The 21,715-nt window shown below is 45.5% G+C and carries 17 protein-coding genes; 2 read left to right on the forward strand and 15 right to left on the reverse strand.

What is annotated here, in order from left to right:
• Positions 1 to 100: 100 nt before the first annotated feature.
• From ACZ5V1_RS10785 to ACZ5V1_RS10795, 3 genes are all read right to left on the reverse strand, one after another.
• The gene (locus tag ACZ5V1_RS10785) at positions 101 to 1,987 is read right to left on the reverse strand and encodes a peptidylprolyl isomerase (RefSeq protein ID WP_464388847.1); all 1,887 of its coding nucleotides are present in this window, start codon (positions 1,985 to 1,987) and stop codon (positions 101 to 103) included.
• A gap of 41 nt (positions 1,988 to 2,028) precedes the next feature.
• Positions 2,029 to 3,960 carry an aconitate hydratase gene (locus tag ACZ5V1_RS10790; protein ID WP_464388848.1) on the reverse strand — a complete coding sequence of 644 codons (1,932 nt, stop codon included), beginning with the start codon at positions 3,958 to 3,960 and terminating at the stop codon, positions 2,029 to 2,031.
• A 167-nt stretch (positions 3,961 to 4,127) separates the two neighbouring features.
• The gene (locus ACZ5V1_RS10795) at positions 4,128 to 5,561 is read right to left on the reverse strand and encodes a sigma-54 dependent transcriptional regulator (protein ID WP_464388849.1); all 1,434 of its coding nucleotides are present in this window, start codon (positions 5,559 to 5,561) and stop codon (positions 4,128 to 4,130) included.
• Between the two features lie 201 nt (positions 5,562 to 5,762).
• On the opposite strand from ACZ5V1_RS10795, the gene ACZ5V1_RS10800 reads away from it, so the two are divergent.
• A complete protein-coding gene (locus ACZ5V1_RS10800) occupies positions 5,763 to 6,902 on the forward strand; it encodes an aminotransferase class I/II-fold pyridoxal phosphate-dependent enzyme (protein WP_464388850.1) in 1,140 nt (379 codons plus the stop codon).
• Positions 6,903 to 7,188: 286 nt separating this feature from the next.
• On the forward strand, positions 7,189 to 9,051 hold the full coding sequence (locus ACZ5V1_RS10805; RefSeq protein ID WP_464388851.1) for a sigma-54 interaction domain-containing protein: 1,863 nt from the start codon (positions 7,189 to 7,191) through the stop codon (positions 9,049 to 9,051).
• 117 nt (positions 9,052 to 9,168) lie between these two features.
• On the opposite strand, the gene ACZ5V1_RS10810 is transcribed toward ACZ5V1_RS10805, so the two are convergent.
• The 12 genes from ACZ5V1_RS10810 to ACZ5V1_RS10865 all read right to left on the reverse strand — a co-directional run bounded on the left by ACZ5V1_RS10810 (position 9,169) and on the right by ACZ5V1_RS10865 (position 21,715).
• The gene (locus ACZ5V1_RS10810; RefSeq protein WP_160716444.1) at positions 9,169 to 9,483 is read right to left on the reverse strand and encodes a NifB/NifX family molybdenum-iron cluster-binding protein; all 315 of its coding nucleotides are present in this window, start codon (positions 9,481 to 9,483) and stop codon (positions 9,169 to 9,171) included.
• 46 nt (positions 9,484 to 9,529) lie between these two features.
• A complete protein-coding gene (gene thiE, locus ACZ5V1_RS10815; RefSeq protein ID WP_464388852.1) occupies positions 9,530 to 10,159 on the reverse strand; it encodes a thiamine phosphate synthase in 630 nt (209 codons plus the stop codon).
• A complete protein-coding gene (gene thiM, locus ACZ5V1_RS10820; RefSeq protein WP_464388853.1) occupies positions 10,159 to 10,962 on the reverse strand; it encodes a hydroxyethylthiazole kinase in 804 nt (267 codons plus the stop codon). Before thiM ends, thiE begins: the two co-directional genes overlap by 1 nt.
• A gap of 164 nt (positions 10,963 to 11,126) precedes the next feature.
• Positions 11,127 to 11,963 carry an LpxI family protein gene (locus ACZ5V1_RS10825; protein ID WP_464388854.1) on the reverse strand — a complete coding sequence of 279 codons (837 nt, stop codon included), beginning with the start codon at positions 11,961 to 11,963 and terminating at the stop codon, positions 11,127 to 11,129.
• 79 nt (positions 11,964 to 12,042) lie between these two features.
• On the reverse strand, positions 12,043 to 12,834 hold the full coding sequence (lpxA, locus tag ACZ5V1_RS10830) for an acyl-ACP--UDP-N-acetylglucosamine O-acyltransferase (protein WP_464388855.1): 792 nt from the start codon (positions 12,832 to 12,834) through the stop codon (positions 12,043 to 12,045).
• A 1-nt stretch (position 12,835) separates the two neighbouring features.
• The gene (fabZ, locus tag ACZ5V1_RS10835) at positions 12,836 to 13,300 is read right to left on the reverse strand and encodes a 3-hydroxyacyl-ACP dehydratase FabZ (protein ID WP_160716434.1); all 465 of its coding nucleotides are present in this window, start codon (positions 13,298 to 13,300) and stop codon (positions 12,836 to 12,838) included.
• 12 nt (positions 13,301 to 13,312) lie between these two features.
• A complete protein-coding gene (gene lpxD / locus ACZ5V1_RS10840) occupies positions 13,313 to 14,323 on the reverse strand; it encodes a UDP-3-O-(3-hydroxymyristoyl)glucosamine N-acyltransferase (protein WP_464388856.1) in 1,011 nt (336 codons plus the stop codon).
• Positions 14,324 to 14,338: 15 nt separating this feature from the next.
• The gene (locus ACZ5V1_RS10845) at positions 14,339 to 14,893 is read right to left on the reverse strand and encodes an OmpH/Skp family outer membrane protein (RefSeq protein ID WP_160716430.1); all 555 of its coding nucleotides are present in this window, start codon (positions 14,891 to 14,893) and stop codon (positions 14,339 to 14,341) included.
• Positions 14,894 to 15,201: 308 nt separating this feature from the next.
• Positions 15,202 to 16,965, reverse strand: a complete 1,764-nt coding sequence (locus tag ACZ5V1_RS10850; RefSeq protein ID WP_464388857.1) for an N-acetylmuramoyl-L-alanine amidase — start codon at positions 16,963 to 16,965, stop codon at positions 15,202 to 15,204.
• Positions 16,966 to 17,128: 163 nt separating this feature from the next.
• A complete protein-coding gene (gene bamA, locus ACZ5V1_RS10855; protein ID WP_464388858.1) occupies positions 17,129 to 19,816 on the reverse strand; it encodes an outer membrane protein assembly factor BamA in 2,688 nt (895 codons plus the stop codon).
• Positions 19,800 to 20,489 (reverse strand): ABC transporter ATP-binding protein, encoded by a 690-nt coding sequence (locus ACZ5V1_RS10860; RefSeq protein WP_464388859.1) that lies wholly within the window; start codon positions 20,487 to 20,489, stop codon positions 19,800 to 19,802. The genes bamA and ACZ5V1_RS10860 overlap by 17 nt, the downstream gene beginning before the upstream one ends.
• The gene (locus tag ACZ5V1_RS10865; RefSeq protein WP_464388860.1) at positions 20,489 to 21,715 is read right to left on the reverse strand and encodes a lipoprotein-releasing ABC transporter permease subunit; all 1,227 of its coding nucleotides are present in this window, start codon (positions 21,713 to 21,715) and stop codon (positions 20,489 to 20,491) included. Before ACZ5V1_RS10865 ends, ACZ5V1_RS10860 begins: the two co-directional genes overlap by 1 nt.

The following is a 21,715-nucleotide window of genomic DNA, read 5'->3' on the forward strand; positions in this document are numbered from 1 at the left end:
TATTGTAGCACACGAGCACCCAACACTTCCAGTTTGGAATTAGAACACAAAAAAAGCCCCTCGAATGAGGGGCTTTAATCTTTTGGATAGCGAGTAAGAGCTACAGGTTATCAAGAATTTCGTTGTTCTTGATAACAATCTCAGACTTATCAGCGAGAGATTTTACAAAGCTCTGTTCCATCTGCTGCTTTTTACGCTGAAGAAGAGCTTTCTCTACTTCAGGTTTTGCAGCCAACCAAACTTCTTCGGATGGCACATCAATGGTGTTCAAGCGAACAAATACTGCGCCAGCAGCCGTTTTGTAAGGGCCCATCCATTTTTTACCATCAGCTTCAAAGACTGCTTTCACAACATCTTCCGCAGCTCCAACGCCAGGGATAAAGCCCTTACGTTCAACAAGCGGTGTTGTCTGTACTTTCGGCTGACCTTCAATATCGCCAGCAAGTACTTTCGCAGAAGCAGCTTTAGCAGCATCAAATGCGAGCGCTACAGATTTATCTGCAACGAGCTGTTCTTTAATGGATGCAGAAACCTGTTCAAGCGGCATGCTTGATTCCGGCTTGGAGTTCTCAACTCGAGCTATAATGTAGCCGTCGTTTGCTTCAAGTGGAGTATCTACAGTTGTACCGGAAGGAACGGAGAACAACTCTTCAGCTGCTTCCTTAGTAATACCCACTGCAACAGTAGCCTGATCTCGTGAGAATTCAGGAGAAGTTGCTACGGTGAGATTCTGTTCTTTAGCAATGTCTTCAAGAGACTTACCGGAGAGCATCTGTTCCATCACTGTATCAAGAGTAGCTGACACTTTGTCTGCTGCTTCATCTTCAGCAAGCTTGGTCATAATCTGACCTTTAACTTCTTCAAATGCAGGAATACGAGCTTTTTCAAGCTTGTTTACCTTAATGATGTGCAGACCAAAGCGAGTGCGGATAGGCTCAGAAATTTCGCCATCATTCATAGCGAATACTGCGTCTTCAAATGGTTTAACCATCTGGCCGCGGCTGAAGGTACCAAGTGCACCACCATTAGGGGCGGAAGGACCTTCAGAGTATTTTTCTGCAAGCTTACCGAAGTCTTTACCACCACGGGCAAGCTTAAGCACTTTATCTATTTTTTTAGTTGCAGCAGCTACTTCTTCGTCAGATGCATTTTCGTTCAATTTTACAAGAATATGACTTGCGTCAGCTTGTTCTTTTGTACGGAAAGCACTCTGGTTATCAGCGAAGTAAGCTTCTGCAGCCGCTTCATCAACAATTACGGAACCTGCAAGACCCTGTGGGGTGATAGCAAGGAACTTGATTGTCACCTGAGCAGGCACTGCGTAGCGGTCAATGTTGGTCTCGTAAAACGCCTTGATTTCTTCGTCCGTTACAGTTGCTTCCTTAAAGAAGTCAATTGCGGAGTACATGATGTAATCCATAGAACGTTTTTCGCTGGCGTATACGAATGCTTCGCGAGCTTCTTCGTCAGAAACGCTTGCAGAAATCACAGCGTTCTCACGAACTTTTTTGGTTAAAAGATCTTCTTTGAACTGACGTTCAAAGCTACCGGCAGACATTCCCTGTGCAGCAAGCATCTGCTTGTACACTTCAGGATCAAACTCACCCTGAGCATTCTGGAACAAAGGAATAGATGCGATTTCTGTTTTTAATTCAACAGGAGTCACAGTCATGCCAAGACGTTCTGCTTCCTGAAGCAGGAGAGTGCGGGAAATAAGACCCTGCAATACCTGCTGACCAATTCTCAGCTGTTTGAACTGAGCTTCGTCAATACCAGGAAAACGTGCTTTAATGGCACTCATCTGAAGTTCATATGCTCTTCTGAACTCAGGCATCATGATAGCAGTATCATTTACAGTAGCTAACACAGAAGAGTTTGAAGGGCCGTTCATGGAGCCTACGCCCCAAAACACAAAAACTACAACTATGAGAGCAAAGGCAAGTTTAACACCCCAGGATTGGGAATTTTGCCGAATGGAATCCAACATACATTACATCCTTTTATATGAGGATATGGTAAAGCCCACGCTTAGGCTTCACGCCTTTTAGAGAAACGGACGTAATTGAGCAGACCCCCTGCTCTAATTATATCCAGTTCTTTTTGCGTCAAATCATTTGTAACAGCTACACGTTTTCCGGAAGACAAAATGAGATCGACAGACTCGCCAGCTGCAAGTGCAAGTGCCGGTACTGCAATATTTTGTTCCTGCGCAAACTCTGCGTATGCTTCTTTATCTACCAGAATAAACGGCAGAATACCAAAGTTAACAAGGTTTGCGCGGTGAATACGTGCAAAAGATTTAGCCACGACAGCTCGAACACCCAAATGGCGCGGTGCAAGTGCTGCATGTTCTCTTGAAGAACCCTGTCCATAGTTTTCACCAGCGACAATTACACCGTTTGAAGTGCTTTTGGCGCGAGTAGCAAATGATGCATCCATTCGCTCAAATACATGCTCGCTGATCGCTGGTACATTAGAACGTAGTGCTGTGATAACAGCACCAGCAGGCATGATATGGTCAGTGGTAATATTATCCCCGGCGACGATGAGTACATTGGCATCAATGTCAGCGTCAACAGAAGCGAATTGTTCAAGCGGCACGATGTTCGGCCCGCGCACAACTTCAACATTCGAACCATCTTCCGGTGGGAAAATAAACTGGTCCCGAATAGACGGTACAGTCTTTGGCAGCTCAGGAATTTTCGGAGCATCGCCCCAGCCTGCAGGGTCTGTGAACTCACCATGTAATGCAGCCATAGCTGCAGTCAACGGGCTCACAAGGTAGACCTGTGCATCTCTGGTGCCGGAACGTCCTTCAAAGTTTCTGTTAAAGGTACGTACGGACACACCTTCAGAAACAGGAGAACCACCCATTCCGATACAAGGGCCACATGAACACTCTAAAAGACGAGCACCAGAATCAATAATATTCTCGAGCAAGCCCTCACGGGTGAGCATTTTAAGCACCTGCTTGGAACCGGGGCTAATCAGAGTATCAGTTTCGTACTTAACGTGCTTACCCGCAAACAGGTTTGCCACAGAGGCAAGGTCTGCATAGGAAGAGTTTGTACAGGAACCAATAGCAACCTGATTAACTTTCAAACCGGCAAGGCTGGCAACAGTAACAACTTGATCCGGCATGTGCGGTTTCGCAGCAAGCGGTTCAAGATCATTCAATATAATACGAACTTCTTCGTCGTATTCTGCGCCTTCATCAGCAACAAGTTCTGTCCAGTCTTCCAGACGTCCCATGCTGCTCATAAATTCGCGAGTATTTTCATCACTCGGGAAAATTGATGTTGTAGCGCCGAGCTCTGCCCCCATGTTGGTGATAACAGCACGCTCAGGTACAGAAAGGGAAGCTACACCGGGGCCGGCAAATTCGAAAACTTTACCAACGCCGCCTTTAACGGTCAGCTTGCCTAACAGATGCAAGATAACATCTTTAGCAGATGCCCAGCCGGTGAGTTCGCCTTCTAAGTAGACACGAACAACCTGCGGCATGGTAATGGTGTACGGTTCGCCAGCCATTGCCAAAGCAACGGATAAGCCGCCTGCACCCATAGCAAGGGAACCTAATCCACCAGCTGTAGGAGTATGACTGTCGGAACCAACCAGAGTTGCACCCGGTTTACCAAAATTTTCAAGATGAAGCTGGTGACAGATACCGGTACCGGCAGGTGAGAACACAATGCCGTACTTTTCTGCAACCGTTTTAAGATAGCGGTGATCGTCTGGGTTTCTGAATCCCATCTGTAGTGTATTGTGATCAACGTAGCTTACAGACAAGTCTGTCTTTACACGGTCTACACCTAAAGCTTCAAACTGCAAGCATGCCATCGTTCCTGTGGCATCCTGTGTAAGAGTCTGATCAATACGCAGCTCTATTTCGCTGCCTGCGCTCATAGTTCCGGAGATCAAGTGTCCGGAAATAATCTTTTTAGTTACGTTCTGTGGCATCCCTTGTTCCTCTTTTCGCTCCGAGTAGTTGTCTACTCATAGTTCAAACAATATTGTTGGTCACATTCGATATGCCGCATCACGCCGAGTTGTCGGCGTGAATACACTGATATCTGCGAAGAACAACGAATCCATCCCCTGTCAGTACGTTGAGTGTGCGCTCTCGTCTAAGGAATTTCCATTCCCTGACTTCGGTACTCATTCAGCTTGTTTCGTAAGGTTCGAACAGAAATCCCCAGCAGATCAGCTGCCTGCGTACGGTTGCCCGATGTCTGTTCCAAGCCTTTCAAAATAAGTATGCGTTCCATTTCATGAATGGGAATAACGCTACCGCTAAAGTTGCTGCAATTGCCGTTACCCGATTCGGAAGATGCACTTAGAGTAGTACACTCATCTGCTCCCTCTTCTTCAAAGAGCGGCCAGTTATCCGGATCAAGTAAAAAGTGACAAGGTTCAATAGAGTTGCCACCAGCAAGCAATACAGCACGTTCCATAAGGTTCTGCAGTTCACGAACATTACCAGGCCAGTCGTATGCACTTAGCCATGATACTGCTTCAGCAGAAACTTGAGCAGGCGGAAGCGAATATTCTTTCGTGTACATATCAATAAAGAAATGTGCGAGTTCAAGAACATCATCCCCACGCTCTGCAAGAGAAGGAAGTTTTAGCGGAATAACATTTAACCGGAAATATAAATCCTGACGGAACTGCCCTTCTTTAACCCATTCTTCAAGATTACGGTTTGTTGTCGCAAGTACCCTGACATTAACTTTAATCGTCTCAGTACCACCAACGCGGTCAAGCTCGCCTTCTTGAAGAACACGCAAAAGTTTGGCCTGTAGCGCCAAGTCCATTTCCGAAATCTCATCAAGAAGAATTGTGCCTGTATGCGCCAATTCAAATTTGCCGAGTTTTCGTGAAATCGCACCAGTAAATGAACCCTTTTCATGCCCGAAAAGTTCGCTTTCTAGCAAGTGTTCCGGCAATGCAGCGCAGTTCACTGCAATAAAAGGATTATCTCCACGGTCAGAATACGCATGAAGATAACGGGAGAACATTTCTTTACCGGTACCAGAGGCACCAGAGATTAAAACAGTTGCTTTTGATGGTGCAACCTGCCGCGCAAGAGCCAGTACTCGCTGCATAGCGCGGTTCGAACCGATGATAGTCGGCCCTTTCTCTGTTACCGGAATGGCAGTTTTATTTCCACCAAGGGTGGAGGTAGGTGGAACAGCTTTTGGCTTTTTGCCTTGTTCAGGTATTGCCGCACATATTTTTTCAAACAGTAACGGTTCAAGCCAGTAGTCGTGTGCACCCATTTGAAGAAATTTTTCAGCTTCGCTGGCGTTTCCTTTATCAGAAAACACAACAATAGATGGGAAGCCTGCGTCCGCCTCGGCGGCTGTCAGCAGTTCTTCCACAGAATAACCGGATAGGGAAGGACGGGAAAAAATTACATCAGGACGAGACTTCGCGATAAATGCGAGTGCGCCTTTATAATTCTCCGCAAGCCCTACTTCAAAACCTGCGTCTTTAAGCTGGGGGAAAATACGAGTAATCGAAGTAGCCGGTGCAAGAAAAAGTATACGTCTTGATGACATGCAATCCTCTATGGTGACATCAAAAAAACAGAAGTTAAAGAGCGACCAACTCTGCCACAAATTGATCTGATTAGCAAAGTGTTGTTATACTGGTAGTCTCATGCTCCCTCTTTTAAAAGAAACGCACTTCACGTATACCCGCATCCACTTGCTACAATGCATGTAACAGGCACTACGTAGATATGGAGACTTTTTACTATCATGACAGATACCACAACACACAAACAACAAGGCGCTCACGGCGGTGAAGTGTTTCGGATCGCTCGGGAAACAGGCACTGCACTTAACGACATTGCAGATTTCTCAAGTAATGCCAATTCCCTGTGTCGTGACATAACAGAAGAAATTCTTTTCTCCAATATGCAGGGTACATACAGTGACTATAATCATTATCCGGACACATGGTCGTCTGAGCTTGCAGCGTCAATTGCAGCGCACGAATCCGTTTCACAACAAGAAATTGTTGTAGGTCACGGGTCAACCGAAACAATCTTCCTTACGTTTCAGCAAATAAGACCCAAGCGGGTATTACTCGTCGGCCCCATGTTCTCGGAATACGCTAAGGCGTGCTCTGTTTTTGCAGAAGAATATGATGTTCTCACCTGCTCGTCTGGTACTTGTTTTGTACCGGACTCAGCAGATTTTGCAAATTCAGAAAAATACGATCTCGTCGTACTTTGCTCACCCAACAACCCCGCGACCATTACGTATCCCAATATGCGGGAGATTATTCAGGCGATTCAAAGCCCTTATATATTGATAGACTCGACATATCGAGAATTCATGCATGGTACACCTGAATATAATGCCACACACACAGCTCAATACAGAAAATGGAGCAAACAGAACACAAGCATCATCACCATGCACAGCTTTACCAAATTTTTCTACTGCACAGGCGTTCGCCTTGGCTATGCCTTGAGCGATCCTGACACAGTGACCAAGCTCAAACAGGGTAAAATGCCTTGGACAGTCACGGCTTCCGCACAGAAAGCTGGTCTACATTTTCTGCAGCACATCGTACGCTACCGGAGTCGCCTTCCGCAAATGCGAAAATATCGGACAATGTTCACAGAAGAAGTACGTTCAACAAACGTCTTTGCTGCAAACTGCATTTTTTCCGGAGTTAACTTTCTATTCTGTAAGCTGAAGAACCCGGAACATGGAGCACTGTTCTACGAATTCTTACTCACAAAGAGCATTCTCGTTCGTCTTTGCGATAATATTCCAGGAACAGAAAAGGGATTTATTCGTATGCAGGTTAAAACACCTGAAGAATGGGAAACGCTTATTACAGCGTTGCATGACTGGGCTGCTTCTCTCAACGTATCGACCCGTTAAGAAAAACATTTAGAACGACAAAAGCCCAGTGAGGGGAACACTGGGCTTTTGTCAAAAATGAAGCGACTGAATCATTTCCGTGAAGCGAGGGACCACACGGAGTTGACACCGAAAAGAGCGGTATTACCGTTCTTTTACTTTCTAATAGCACATCCTGTGCCAAAAACAGTGTTCACAGCAACTGAGCGAATACCAACACTTTTCAGTTGACGCTATGTGACGGGTGCGTTACGAAATTTCGTTGATTACGAATTTTCGTAACGAAATAATGGAGCGAAGAGATATAATGCCACCATCAAGCAATAAATCAGAGGACGAAGCGAAAGCACAAAGTACAAAAAAATCCTCCGAAAGATTTTTTAGCACTACGTTCTCAGGTCGCGATGTAACTATCAGCGATTTTCCACTGCCTGAAGATGCAAAGCAGGACTCTTTTCCCCTGCCCTCAACTCCGGATGTCCAACCGGAGCCGCAAAAAATACGACCTCAAAGCTACAATAGGCTCCAGACAAAGCTTAATTCTCTGGACATCACCCCCTTTCTGGATTTGATGCTCTCTGTTGCGCATGAGCGTGACCCGTCCAAAATTATTGAACGGGCAAGCACTGGCTACAAAGGCACCCACGTAACAATGGGAGCTTTCTGGCTGCGACCGACGCAGAAAATGGCGGACATTGTAACACCTCACCCCTCTGCAGACACAATGCTTAAGCTTGTGGCGTTTTCCGGCATTAAAGAAACAACGCCTTCGGGATGGAATCACGCGCTGGGCACATATGATCTTGCGCCAATTACAGAACCAATCTTTGCTTCATGTCAAAAAGGGATACCATCTATAGGCTCATCCCCTGAAGACTGGAACCGTCCGTCATGGGCTATAAAAGAAGGATACCAAGCCTACTCATCATTCCCCGTCATGTACAACGACGAATTTCTTGGTATTCTTTCTACATTCTACGATCGCCCAATGGTTGGCCCTTTTGCACAGCTGCATTCCATGCATCAGAAAATGCACAAAATTTTTGCGGATACCGTTGCCCGCGCTCTAGTTAACGCAGTCGCCTTTGGAGAAATTCAAAAGCTTCGTGGAGAACTTGAGCTAGAAAACGAACTTCTTCGTCGTGCTGTTCAGGAAAAACACCTTGATGACAACCTGATTGGTGATTCCGACTCTCTTGCTCATGTCATGGAGCAAATCGGCGTTGTATCACCAACCGATGCAAGCGTGCTTCTCCTTGGAGAATCCGGAACCGGTAAGGAATTATTGGCAGGCGCAATCCACAATCGTTCAACCCGCAGTCAAAATGCTTTTGTACGAGTGAACTGTTCAGCAATTCCGCATGAGCTTTTTGAAAGTGAATTCTTTGGTCACGTGAAAGGCTCTTTTACCGGTGCAATCCGTGATAGAGTCGGTCGCTTTCAGCTTGCAGACGGCGGAACACTCTTCCTTGATGAAGTAGGAGAAATCCCGCTAGAACTTCAGGGAAAACTTCTCCGAGTTTTGCAGGAAGGAACATTTGAACCTGTTGGCGACGAGCGCTCCAAAAAAGTTAATGTACGCATCATCGCCGCGACAAACAAAGACCTGACTAAAGAAGTTGCCTCAGGCCGTTTCCGGCAGGATCTATATTTCCGTCTATCTGTTTTTCCGGTCAACGTACCACCGCTTCGTGAACGTCGTAACGACATTCCGCTTCTTGCCCGTCACTTCATCAATCTCGCGGCAAATCGCATGAACATAACTGCTCCTCGCTTGAAGCCACACCATGTTGAGAAACTTCAAGGCTACAATTGGCCCGGGAACGTAAGGGAATTGCAAAACGTTGTGGAGCGTGCAGTAATTATGTCTCATAGTGGTAGTATGGAATTTTATATTCAGGACAACAGCAACGCGACACCGCCGATTGAAATGAATGTGCACACCTATTCGTCCGATCACAGCCCAGCAACACCGCCAGCATCTGCCCCGCGCCCGCAGGATGTTATTACCGAAATTGAATGGATGGCCATGCAGCGCGAAAACATTCAGCAGGCACTGGAAGCTACAAACTGGCGAGTACAAGGCAACGGCGGTGCAGCAGAGCTACTGGGCATCAAACCAACCACCCTCCGCTCACGTATGCAGAAGCTAGGCATCGAAAAAAAATAGAAACATCATCTTCCTTCGTCGTTGGTTTGTAAAAAGTGCAAGAAAAAAGCGACTCATCGTCTTTACGATGCGTCGCTTTTATACACAAACTACGAGCAGAATGAGATTCACTCAACCTTACGAAGCGAAATATCTCTCTAGCGCTTCATCCACGGTGCCATCATATCCGATACCGGAAAACACACCACCTTCGCTCAAGTAAAGACGGGTTTTAGCTCCGACATCTCCACATAAGACAGTACTCACGCCCTCTTTTATAAGCCACTGAGCGACTTTGCGCCCTGCTGCTTCGGGGTCATCCCTATAAGGGTTAGCTTGAACAACGCGCGCATCATTTTCCTGTTCAACCAGAACAAACATGTCGGCACGACCGAATACTGGTTCTACAACGTAAATATCGTTTCTTTTCTTCGCCGCCACAGCAATCTTCATATACCCCTCACAGAACTGTGGGTAGTTTCACAAACTACCACGTTGTCTATACAAAAGCTGCCTTGCGTAATTCCTCTGCTGCGTCTTTTGGCGATAATGCGCCACAAATTGCAGATACAACGGCAACCCCATCTGCACCGGCAGCAATAACCTGCGCCGCATTTGCAGTAGTAATTCCTTCAAATCCGACAATTGGAAGAGTTGTCAGGCTACGAGCTTTTTTAACACCGGGGATTTGCCACGGCTTAACATTGCGCGGGATTGATGGGGTAGAAAAAACAGGAGAAATACCAATGTAGTCGATATCAAGAGCATTCGCTTCTTCAATCTGTTCAGGTGTCTCTACAGTGATACCCACAATGGCATCCCCACCAATTAATGCACGTACATCCTGCACACGCATATCAGTTTGTCCCACATGAATACCATCTGCACGTACAGCAAGTGCAATATCCACACGGTCATTAATAATAAGCGGAATTTCGAGCGGAGCCAATAAGGCACGAAGTTGACGCGCGCACTCCACAAACTTTCTTGTTTCCAATGTCTTTTCACGTAGCTGAACCATCGTCACACCGCCACGCACCGCAGCAGCCACGGTTTCTTCAAGCGGCATCATTGTACAACGGCTACTATCTGTTACCAGATAAAGTGAGAAATCTGCACCCTGTCTCATTACACAACCCTCACTTCGACAAGTCTGTTTATGTCGTTTTCAGTAACATTATGAAGAGCATCTATGAACTGGACAGCAAATGTTCCAGGTCCGTTTGATGCCACCTCAGCAAGCCCACCCGCTGCTGCCATACATCCCATACCGGAGATGGCTGCGGCAAAACTATCTTCGCAGATCGCAAGGTGTGCGCCACAAATTGCGGTAGCAATACAACCCATACCTGTAACAAGGGGCATGTATTCGCTTCCGCCTATAATATTGTAAACTGTCTTACCGTCCGTCACAACGTCTATGCAACCGGAGACAGCAACCGTACATCGATACTTTTTCGCTAAAGCTACAGCACTGACTTCTGCCTCACTGGAATCATTGCAGGAATCCACACCACGAGTTGAAGCTCCTGTTCCGGCAAGTGCCATAATTTCTGAAGCGTTTCCGCGAACCAGAGAAATACCACCCTCTTCTAACAAGGAGATGGCAGTTTCTGTACGCAATTGTGAAGCCCCTGCGCCGACGGGGTCGAGCACTACAGGTTTATAGTTTGCGGCGGCAATAGATGCACCAAGCCGCATGCTTTCGATCCAAGTACCGCTTAATGTACCTATATTAACTACGAGAGAGCCCGAAAGAGTTATCAGCTCTTCCAATTCTTCTTTTGCATGAGCCATGATCGGAGAGGCGCCGGCACTTAAGAGAGCATTCGCGGTTGAATTCATGACAACATAGTTTGTAATACTATGCACAACAGGCCCACTGCCACGCACTTTATCTACATTGTCCCAAACAGTATTAAGTGAAAACATAGTGCACCTTCCTATAATGACGTTGCGTGTCTCAACTATTAGAATAGTAAATAGTTTACTCGTAAGCTACTATATTGCAAATAAAAAACGGAACAACCAGTATACTACATCAAAATGACACTGTATACTGCTCGTTCCGTCAAGGAACTGAAAAAGTAGACTTTTTACTTGAGACTATTGATAAAGTCCTCATCTACACCCACGATGGCAATTTCATGCTTATTCGCCAGTGCAATAGCCTCTTTTCTATCAAAAAATAATGTTTTGTTTGCATAGAAAGCCAGGCAACTATACCCGCCATCCACCAAATTCTGAACTGTATTTAAACCCAACGCAGGCAAATCAATGCGTTCGTCCTGCTTTGGTTTCAACAGTTTAATTGCGACACAGCCCTTTCCGCCAAGCTCAGCACCGCGCTTGATGGTTGCATCTGTGCCCTCTAAGCATTCTACAGCAATGACCATTTGCTCACGTACAACAATGCACTGGCCAATGTCCATACTGCCAATCTGCTCGCCTACAGGGATGCCGTATGCAAGAGTTTCACGCTGTTTGTCTGTCAGCTTTTTCTTTGTGAGTACTCCGGCAGGTCCGCGTAAGTTCGGTACAAGTTCAGCAGCCTGAACAATGTGCAACCCGTCAGATTCCAACTCATCCAACACACCGCGCAAAAGAACATCATCGCCTTTAGAACGAATCTTCAACAAAACTTTTGCTGCGCGTAAGTCCGGACGAATATCCAACGCTTTGGGCTTATTAATTGCCCCTGCAAAACATACGCGGGTGACACCATTTTTTTTAAAAAATTGTATCAGCTTGGAAAGAGCACCCAGATGGAGCATCTCAAAGACATCAGCTTCGCTCTCGATTGCCGGGTCTGTATGACCGACAAAGCCACACATAATAACAGAGAGACCTTCCTCGCGGGCACCTTGGGCTACCAGCTCAGGAAATTGTCCTGCGCCTGCAATTATCCCAATTCGCTCTTGTAATGCTGCCATATCTATTTGCTCCATAGACTTAAAAAAAGAAGGAAGGCACTACACCTTCCTTCTTAACATTTCGATCCGACTGTGTAGCCTATTCGCTATACGATGGTAAGATACCACGTTCGCTCTTGCGTACAAAATCTACGAATTCGAGAACTTCAGTAAAGTTGCCAAATTCATATTCCAGCTGTTCCAAAGCCTCTTTACGAGGAGTCGTGGAATGCCAGATGAGTTTATATGCATTTTTGAGCGCACGAATGACTTCACGAGGAGCTTTGAGGCGACGCAGTCCAACCAAGTTAGGACCATGAACACCTGCACGATTACCGGTAGCAAGCATATACGGAGGTAAGTCCTGCCCGATACCAGTCATACCGCCAACGAATGCATGTTTGCCAATGCGAACAAACTGATGCACAGCAGAAAGACCTGCAATAATTGTATGGTCAGAAACATGAACATGTCCCGCAAGAGTTGCGTTGTTAGACATGATGATATTGTCACCGAGAATACAATCGTGTGCAACGTGTGTGTACGCCATCATGAGGTTGTTACTGCCAACAACGGTATTAAAACCGCCGTCCTCAGTACCACGATGCAGAGTAGCAAATTCACGAATGGTGTTGTTATCGCCGAGCTTTAACCAGCTTACTTCACCGTGATATTTAAGATCCTGCGGAACACCGCCCACTGCCGCATAGGAGTGGATATGGTTATTCTTACCCATGTGGGTATACTGCTTTACAGATGCAAAAGCGTCGATCTTTGTACCATCGCCGATGATGACATCATCTTCGATAACGGCGCAAGGACCAATAACAACCCCTTCTCCCAGTTTCGCACTTGGCGCAACAAAAGAGGAAGGATGAATTTCAGTAGCCACGCTACATATCCTCCTTATTCATGATAGCGGCTGTCATTTCTGCTTGTGCAGCAAGCACACCATCAACATATGCTTTGCCTTCCATTTTCCACAGTTTCAACTTGTGACGAATAAGACGACACTTAAGTTCAAGTCTATCACCAGGGTACACAGGCTTGCGGAAACGAACTTTTTCCATGCCTGTGAAAAGGAACAACTTGTTTTCAAGCGGCATATCTGTGCTTTTCAGCACGAGAAGTCCGCCAGCCTGAGCAAGCGCTTCCATAATGAGCACACCCGGCATTACAGGAATGCCAGGGAAGTGTCCCTGAAAGAAAGGCTCGTTCATTGTCACGTTTTTGTACGCGTCAATAGACTCAAGCGGAGTGTAGTCTAAAACACGGTCTACAAGTAAGAAAGGATATCTATGTGGAAGCAGATCAAGGATCTGACGAATATCGAGATTATTTTTATCGGTGGCGGTCATTGTTGTGTACCTCTATTTTTTCAACGCTTCGATTTCTTTTTCGAGCTGTTTTACTCGCTTAAACAGGTCAGGAATTTTAGGAGAAAGAGTTGTATGACGCATGAAAATCCCCTTTTCCATCGCTGGCATACCGGCCATGGTTACACCTGCCGGAATGTCTTTTCCTACTCCAGTTTTCGGTCCCACAGTTGCGCCGTCGCCAATGTTCAGGTGACCGGCAATGCCAGCCTGTCCTGCCATAACAACACCGTTACCAACTTTGGTAGAACCGGAAATACCCACCTGTGACACAATAAGGCAGTTACTGCCCATTTCTACATTATGCCCGAGCATAACAAGATTATCAATTTTGGTTGCGTCGCCGACACTTGTAGAACCAAGCACTGCGCGGTCAATGGTGGAGTTAGCACCAATTTCAACATCGCTACCGATTGTTACATTACCGATCTGTGGAATTTTCTGCACTCCATATTCTGTTGGAGCAAAGCCAAATCCATCAGCACCAAGCACAACCCCTGCATGAACGATGCAATCATCGCCAAGAGTAGTTTCTGCCATGAGCACAGCATTTGGGTACAGAAGACAATCAGATCCAACAGTTGAATCTTCCCCGATGTAACAACCCGGGAAAACAACGGTGCCGGAACCAATAGTAACACGCGGGCCAATGAAGGCATGCGGATACACGGTTACGTCATCAGCAACTGTTGCAGTTGGGTCGATGAAAGCCAGTTCAGAAACGCCCTTCATCTCACCTTGCGGCTTAGCAAAAATAGCAACGCAACGAGCAAAATCGAAATACGGATTTTCACTAATAAGCGCGCGCTGAACATTCTCTACCTGATCGGCAGTACAAACAACTGCACCAGCTTTAGTTTCTGAAAGCTTAGACGCGTACTTAGGATTAGCTAAAAAACTAAGTTCTGTTTCCAGGGCATCATCTAGGGTGTTTACACCTGTAATTTCAAGATCTTCACCAGCAAACTCAAGACCAAGATGTTGTGCGATTGTAGAAAGCAGCATGCTTAACCGTATTCCTTATTTTTTAGCTTTTTTCTGAGCAGCTTTAATTTTTTCGAGTTTAGCACGGTACAAACGGTTTACAACAACCATTACCTGCTTGGTCACGTCTACTGGCTTTTTGATGTACAAAACTGCGCCCTGCGCTTTTGCAATAATCATTTCGTAGCCGTTTTTCTGACCGAACTCGCGAGTAGCTTCAAGCATCAGAGCAGACATATCACGAAGAGCAGACTGTTCTGCTGCACGTGCGCGCTGTACAAACTGTTGCTGACGCTGTGCAAGAGCTCTTTCTTCTTTACGAAGCACTGTGATTTTTTCTTTCTTTGCGTCCTCGGAAAGAGCCTGGCTCTGCACGCTGAATTCTTTTACTTTTGCATCAAAAGCAACTTTATCGTCTCTAAGTTTCTTGTCTTCAGCGCCGAAAGTCTGCTTCATAGCTTTGGTGATTGCCAATGCTGGTTCAGAATCTTTAGCGATGACTCCGAAATCAACTTCACCGTATTTTGCAGCTACTGCAGGTGAAGCAAAAAGGAAGGTACAAGCCACTACCGCTAAAAGAATATTACGCATTGAATGCTCCTAAAAAAATTTCGTTACTTAACAACATGTTAATCAATTAATCATCAATAAAAACTATCAAGTGGATTGAGTGGATAGCTTCATCATATTCCACAGTCAAGAACTTGCGCGTTCTTGCCACTCAAACAGTAACAGCAGGTACAGTACGAGGCTTACGCTGCGCTACCGAAGTAAATTGTCTGCTATGAAATAAAATAAACCCCATATTACAGCACTAATTTATCAAAAGTCAGTACTACACAAAAACTCCATGAGCTGTCAGTGAGAAATCGACCTTGCCTCGTATTATTTACCAACAGCTACATCGCTGCATAGTTCTTCAAATTATGTCTGTAGGTACTCAATGCATTAGCAATGCCTGCTGCCAACAGGTTCAAGTACGAATTGTTTCGTAATCGCTTTGCTTCTGTTTTGTTTGAACAATACCCCAGTTCCACAAGAATGGATGGCATCTTTGCGCCCATAAGAACGTAGAACGGCGCACTTCGTACTCCGTTGCTTTTAGATTTCCAGCCTCTTGCACGTACCGTTTTAACCATGCTCTTCTGAACCAGTTCCGCTAGAGCTTTAGACTCTTGCATTTTGGAGTTGAGCATGAGGTCGGTCAAAATAAACTGTAAATCGCTAATGCGTTTCTCTGTGATTGCGTTCTCTCGAGCAGCAACACGACGTGCACTTTTTGATCTGGCAAGGTTCAAGTAGTATGTTTCAATGCCATTTACGCTCGTTTTTCTGTTGGCGTTAATATGCAGTGAAACGAATAAATCTACCTTTTGCACATTCGCTTTAGCAGTACGTTCTTCCAGTGGAATAAAAACATCTGTGGAACGTGTATACAACACGTTAAAGCCTTTTGCCTTAAGTTTTTTACCCAACATTTTCGCAGTCTTAAGAACATAATCTTTTTCGCGAATTCGATTTCGGGATGCACCGGGGTCTTTCCCGCCGTGTCCTGCATCAATCATAACCGTTTTTACGGTCAAACCGAGCTGCTCAACAAGATCAGGAATCTTACGGGATGTCGGAATTGTGCGTGACGGTTTTTTAGTCTTATGCACTAAAACCTTTTTAGACAAATCCACCGGAGGATGGCTCATCTTTCCATCTTTAGGAGCAGAGACATCCACAACTACCCTGTAAGGGTTTTCTAAGGCGAAGACGGTATATTTTTGCACTGCTTCGAAATCAAGCACAACACGGCTTGTGCTAGGAACAGGCTTGCCAACACGAATCATTCGTAAGATACCGTCGTAAATTTTTAATTCGTCCTTAACAGACTGAGTCGGAACGGTTTTGTCCAGATCAATATAGAGTCTGAAAGGTAAATTTCGGGAAGGGTCAGCATTTAAGAACTTATACTGATGCTTCGTCTCGCCACTCAGATCAATAACTACACGGGTGTAATCATTACTGCTCGTAAAACGGATACCTTTAAGCGCAACATTACGAGATGACCTGTTGGTTTTTCTTACTTTTGAAGGCGTTGGCTTCGAAGGCTTCTTTTTAGTGGTAGATTTGGATGCAACTGAAGAACGGGAGTTACGAACCTCAGCAATAATTTTACGGTGGAGGGCTCGCGCTTCTTTGTATTTATCACCGGATTGGTATTTCCTCAGAATTGTATTTAACGTTCGCCTTGCTTCTGCAGCCTGATTCAAATTGTAATATTGAATCCGTGCCAGTCGGAATAACGAATCGTCCGTCCAGGAATGCTTGGTAAACCGCTTTGCGCATCGGTTATAATAGTCAACCGACGCCTGATAGTCTGAACGAAGGTACGAGCGTTTTGCTAGTTCTTCGTTCACACGCCCCATGTAGTACAAAACCTTGGGAGCGTAGGAACCATCTGGGTTAGCCTGATAAATAGCAATAAATTTGTCTTCCAACCTCTTCCAGTTGGAACGATAGCGTGCTTGTTTAGGATTTTTAACAAGAGATCTGAACTGATTCAACGCGGTTTGGTAGTCCCGGCTAATACTGGCGTAGGAATCTGTAACTGAGAGAAGAAGTATAAGAAGAAGCAAAGGCAAACAGAGCATGCCCTTTTTTCTGGTAATTAGCATAGTTTTCCTAGTTAGTCCGCGCATTGAAGTTCAAAGTTAGAATAAAGCCACCTGTTACAAATCATTATAAGGATACTGGAACCTGCCGCAGGGTGCAACCCCGACAAATACTTTACCATAAAAAAAAGCGCGGCCATAAGGCCGCGCTTTTACATAACTGTATTTAGAATGCCTGTCCCATTGCAAATTCGAAGCGAGGAGATTGTTCTTCCCCGTTCACATCAGCAAGTGGGATACCGTATGCGAAGCGTAAATCACCCATTGGAGAACGCCAGCGCAATTCAAGACCGGTACTGTAGAGCCATTCTTTGTTGGAGGTAAGACCATCATCTTTATCATCAAAGTCAATACCGATGTCAAAGAAAGGTACTAAAGTCATACCCAGATCATTCTCGAAATACCACTGGTATTCGAAGTTTGCGAAGGCCATACGTGTACCACCGATCTTGTCACCATCAGCCTGACGGACAGCAAAGTCGTTGATATCGTAACCACGCACACTGTTAATACCACCAATCCAGAAACGTTCTACGATTGGGATATCATCATGAGAGCCACCATTCGGAAGCAATGCACCAGCTTTGGCACGTGCCATTAATACGTGGTCGTCATTCAAGGCGTAGAACTGGCGAGCTTCACCAGTAACTTTAATAAAGTCATCAGTACCCTGAAGGAAGCCACCACCGTAGTTAACAGTGAAGGTTACGATGTTACCGGCGGTCGGACGCTGGAAGTTATCAATGGTATTACGTGAGAAGGATGCGTTAAGAACACTTGCATAACGAGTGCCGTCATCGGACTGCTCTTTAATAAGGTTACTTGCATCGTCATCTACATCAGTAATCTGGTACTGGTCGAAACGGTACCCAGCATAAACGCGAGACCACTTTCCGATAGGGTAGCCAAAGCTAACCTTACCACCAGTTTTGTCGTAATCGTAATCGTCATATTCAGTTTCTGTAATATAGGTACGGGCACTGAATGAGAGATCACTATCGTAAACACTCGGGTTCAAGAAGCTCAGGTCGTAGGAAGTCTTTTTGGAAGAGAAGCTAGAAGTAAAAGCAAGTTTGTAGCCTTTACCCCACAAGTTATCTTCTTTGATTGAGCCGGAGAAACCAACCCCATCATAGGAAGACCAACCTACACCAGCCATAATAGAACCGGTGTTTTTCTCTTTCACTTTAACTTTGAGGTCAACTTCATCCTGCGTCTCAGTTGGGACGAGGTTTACGCTTGCTTCAGAGAAGTAGCCGAGGTTGTTCAATTTACGGTTACTGTCACGCAGTTTGTCACCGTTAAAGAGTTCACCGTCAGTCAGTTCAACAGCACGGCGTACTACGTTATCACGCGTACGAGTGTTGCCTTCCATTACTACACGACGAACATAAACTTTGTTCTTTTTATTAATCTTGTAGGCAACGTTTGCAATGTTGCCTTCCTCGCGCTGAATGCCGAAGTCAACTTCTGCGTAGGCATAGCCATAGTTGGCGTACCAGTCTCCAATTTTAGTGCTGTCTTCACGAAGAACGGTGTAGTTAAGGTACTCTTCTTCAGCCTTCCACTCATCCAGTCCGATAAGGGACAGGTAGGTAGCGTCAGGTTCAATAAGGTCACCTGTAAAGGTGATTGTACCAAGTTTGTAACGCTCGCCCTCTGAAACAGGGAAAGTAATTACAATACCATCTTCTTCGTAATCAACGCGACCGTTACCAACTCGAACATCAAGGAAACCTCGGTTCAAGTAGTATGCAGAAATAGCTGCAACGTCACGCTCAAGGAAGTCTTCACGCAATACACCGGTACCGGTGAGCCATGAGAACATTCCTCGTTCAGCCAAAGCGAGTTCTTCCTTCACATCATCAGCATCAAGCTTTTCGATACCTTCGAGCTTGATTTCTTTAATGTAAAGTTTTTCACCCTCTTTCACATTGAAAGTAAGTGTTGCACCGGTGCTACCGCGTTCAATTTTGTAATCGACTTCAGCAAGGTAGTAACCTTCCTTTCTGTACAGATCACGAACACGTGCAATGTCGTCTGAAAGGAACTTTTCGTTAAGAACAGCCCCCTGCTTAGAGTTAATTGCAGCAAGGATATCATCATTATCTACGACATCAGAGCCGGAGATTACGATGTTATTGATTCTCGGTTTTTCAACAACGGTGATAACAAGTTCGTTACCATCACGTTTTTTCTCAACGCTGATCTGCACATCACTAAAGTAACCAAGGCCGTAAATACGCTTGATTTCTTCGTTAACGCGCTTGCTGTCAAGGGCATCACCCTTCTGGATTCGCATACGCAGAAGAACTACGTCAGGATCCAGAACTTTGGTGCCTCGAATAACAATATTAGAGATAGACTGCTTACGCAGCATCTCGTTTGTAGCCTGAGCAACAAGCTCATCTACAGCAGGAAGCACATTAATAAGTCCAGTCTTATTAATGTAGATAGGCTTCGCAGGTTGAAGCCCGTAAGCTTCTACCAAACGTGCATCAATAGAAAGCTGTTCCCCGACCTGTGTGAAGCTACCGTAGACAGCATAGTCTGCGTTAGACAACAAAGACAAATCGCGAACAATTGAAATATTAAGCTCGGAAACAGAGTTTTCTGCTAAAAGTGCTTCCAATTCATCATTTGGAACAATTGAAAAGTTTTTTGCAGCTAAACGCTCCCCGATCAATTCCGGTAGTCCATCTTCCAGATAACTCAAGTCTTCTCCTGAGTTAACCGCAAAAGGTAGTACAAGTACCCGAATTCCATTCCGTGGCGCAGCAGATGCGCTTACAGCCATTAGCAGCGCAAGCAACATGAAGACCATGACAACGCACGGTCTAAACTGTTTGGACATAAAGTTCTCCAGCTCGCAGTTCAAGACGGCGACGCATAATATCCGACAGTTCAGGATTATGCGTAACTACTACCAGTGTCATACCCAGCTCATCATTTAGTCGAAGAAGTAATTCTCCAACTGATTCGCCGGTGCGTTCATCAAGGTTCCCGGTGGGTTCATCTGCAAGCAAAACAGAGGGGCGCATGAGTATTGCACGAGCAATAGCTGCCCGCTGCCTTTCTCCACCCGACAGTGTTGTGACCTTATGTTCAAGACGCCCGCCCAGTCCAACAAGTTGCAACATCTCGCTGGCCCGTTCAAAGGCTTCTTTTTTAGTCACTCCACCTATTATTGCTTGCATAGCGACGTTTTCAATAGTGGAAAATTCCGGCAACAAATGATGAAACTGAAACACAAAACCGATTTCTCGATTTCGTAGAACAGCCTTCGCGTCATCAGTCAGTTCCGCAAGATTTTTACCATTGAAAAGCAATTCGCCCCTCGAAGGAATATCAAGGGTCCCCAAGAGATGCAAGAGAGTACTTTTACCTGACCCTGATGCACCAGTGATGGCTAATGCCTCACCTTGCTCAATAACGAGGTCTAAATTGTTTATAACCGTCAGCAGCTCAGCAGGACCATCATAGTCCTTACCCACTCCCCTCAGTTCATATAACGGTGCAGCGCACATTATTCATACCTCAAAGCATCTGCCGGTTCTAATTTTGCTGCCTGCTTAGCAGGATACAGTGTGGCAATAAAACAAAGCACCATTGCAGATACTCCGATTGCCACTAAATCTGTCCAGTCATAAATAACCGGCAGCTTATCAAGTGAGTACACACCTTTTGGCAGTTGTACAAATTGATAACGCTTGAGCAATTCGCCCACCCCGAGTCCAAGAGCAAATCCTAGAGCGGTACCTACCACTCCAATAATTGTTCCCTGCAGCATAAATATCCTGCGAATCTGCTTTTTGGTTGCGCCCATTGACATAAGCACTGCTATATCGCGGGTTTTTTCCATAACAAGCATGACCAGAGTGGTGATAATTGAAAAAGAACCAACAAGCACAATAAGCGTAAGGATAACGCCCATTGCGGTTTTTTCCAGTTTCAATGCAGCAAATAAATTGGCGTTCATATCCATCCAGCTTCGTGCATAGAACGGATATCCACCGAGTTTTTCAGTTATTTTTTTTGCGACAGTGTCCGCACTGTTTACATTGCTGACAGAAACTTCAAGTCCTGTGACAGCATTGTTATCCCACCCGAGCAATTCTCGTGCAGAATCAAGTGTTACAAACGCAAGGGAAGAGTCATACTCCCACATGCCTGTTTTGTAGATGCCCACAACTCTGAAGTTGCGAACCCGCGGAACAAAGCCCTGTGATGTTTTCTTGCCTGAAGGTGAAAGAAGATTAATACGTCGCCCAACGCCTACACCGAGACGCTTGGCAAGTTCTTTACCGATGATAATTCCCGGGAGTCCCTTACGTTCGAGATCCGGAAAACCACCGTCTTTCATATACTTGCGAATGGTAAGCACTTTGTCCGCAGACTGAGGCTGTACCCCGCGCAAAATAATACCTTTCACGCCCTGAGGTGAGGAAGCCATAAGTTCTGAGTAAATAAAAGGGGTGGCTCCGGTTACACCGGAGACACCCTCAATTTCTTTCGTCAACTCAGTATAGCCGGACATATTGCCAGCTGCACTCATGGTAATTACGTGAGCATTCACGCCCAGAATTTTATCCCTCAAGTCCTTAGTGAAACCATTCATCACACCCAGAACTACGATAAGCGAAGCAACACCGAGTGCAACTCCGAGAACAGAAATAATCGAAATAACCGATATAAAAGACTGTTGACGACGCGCAAACAGATATCTCAGCGCTATGAAGGACTCAAATTTCAT

The organism is Halodesulfovibrio oceani subsp. galateae (assembly GCF_055397225.1).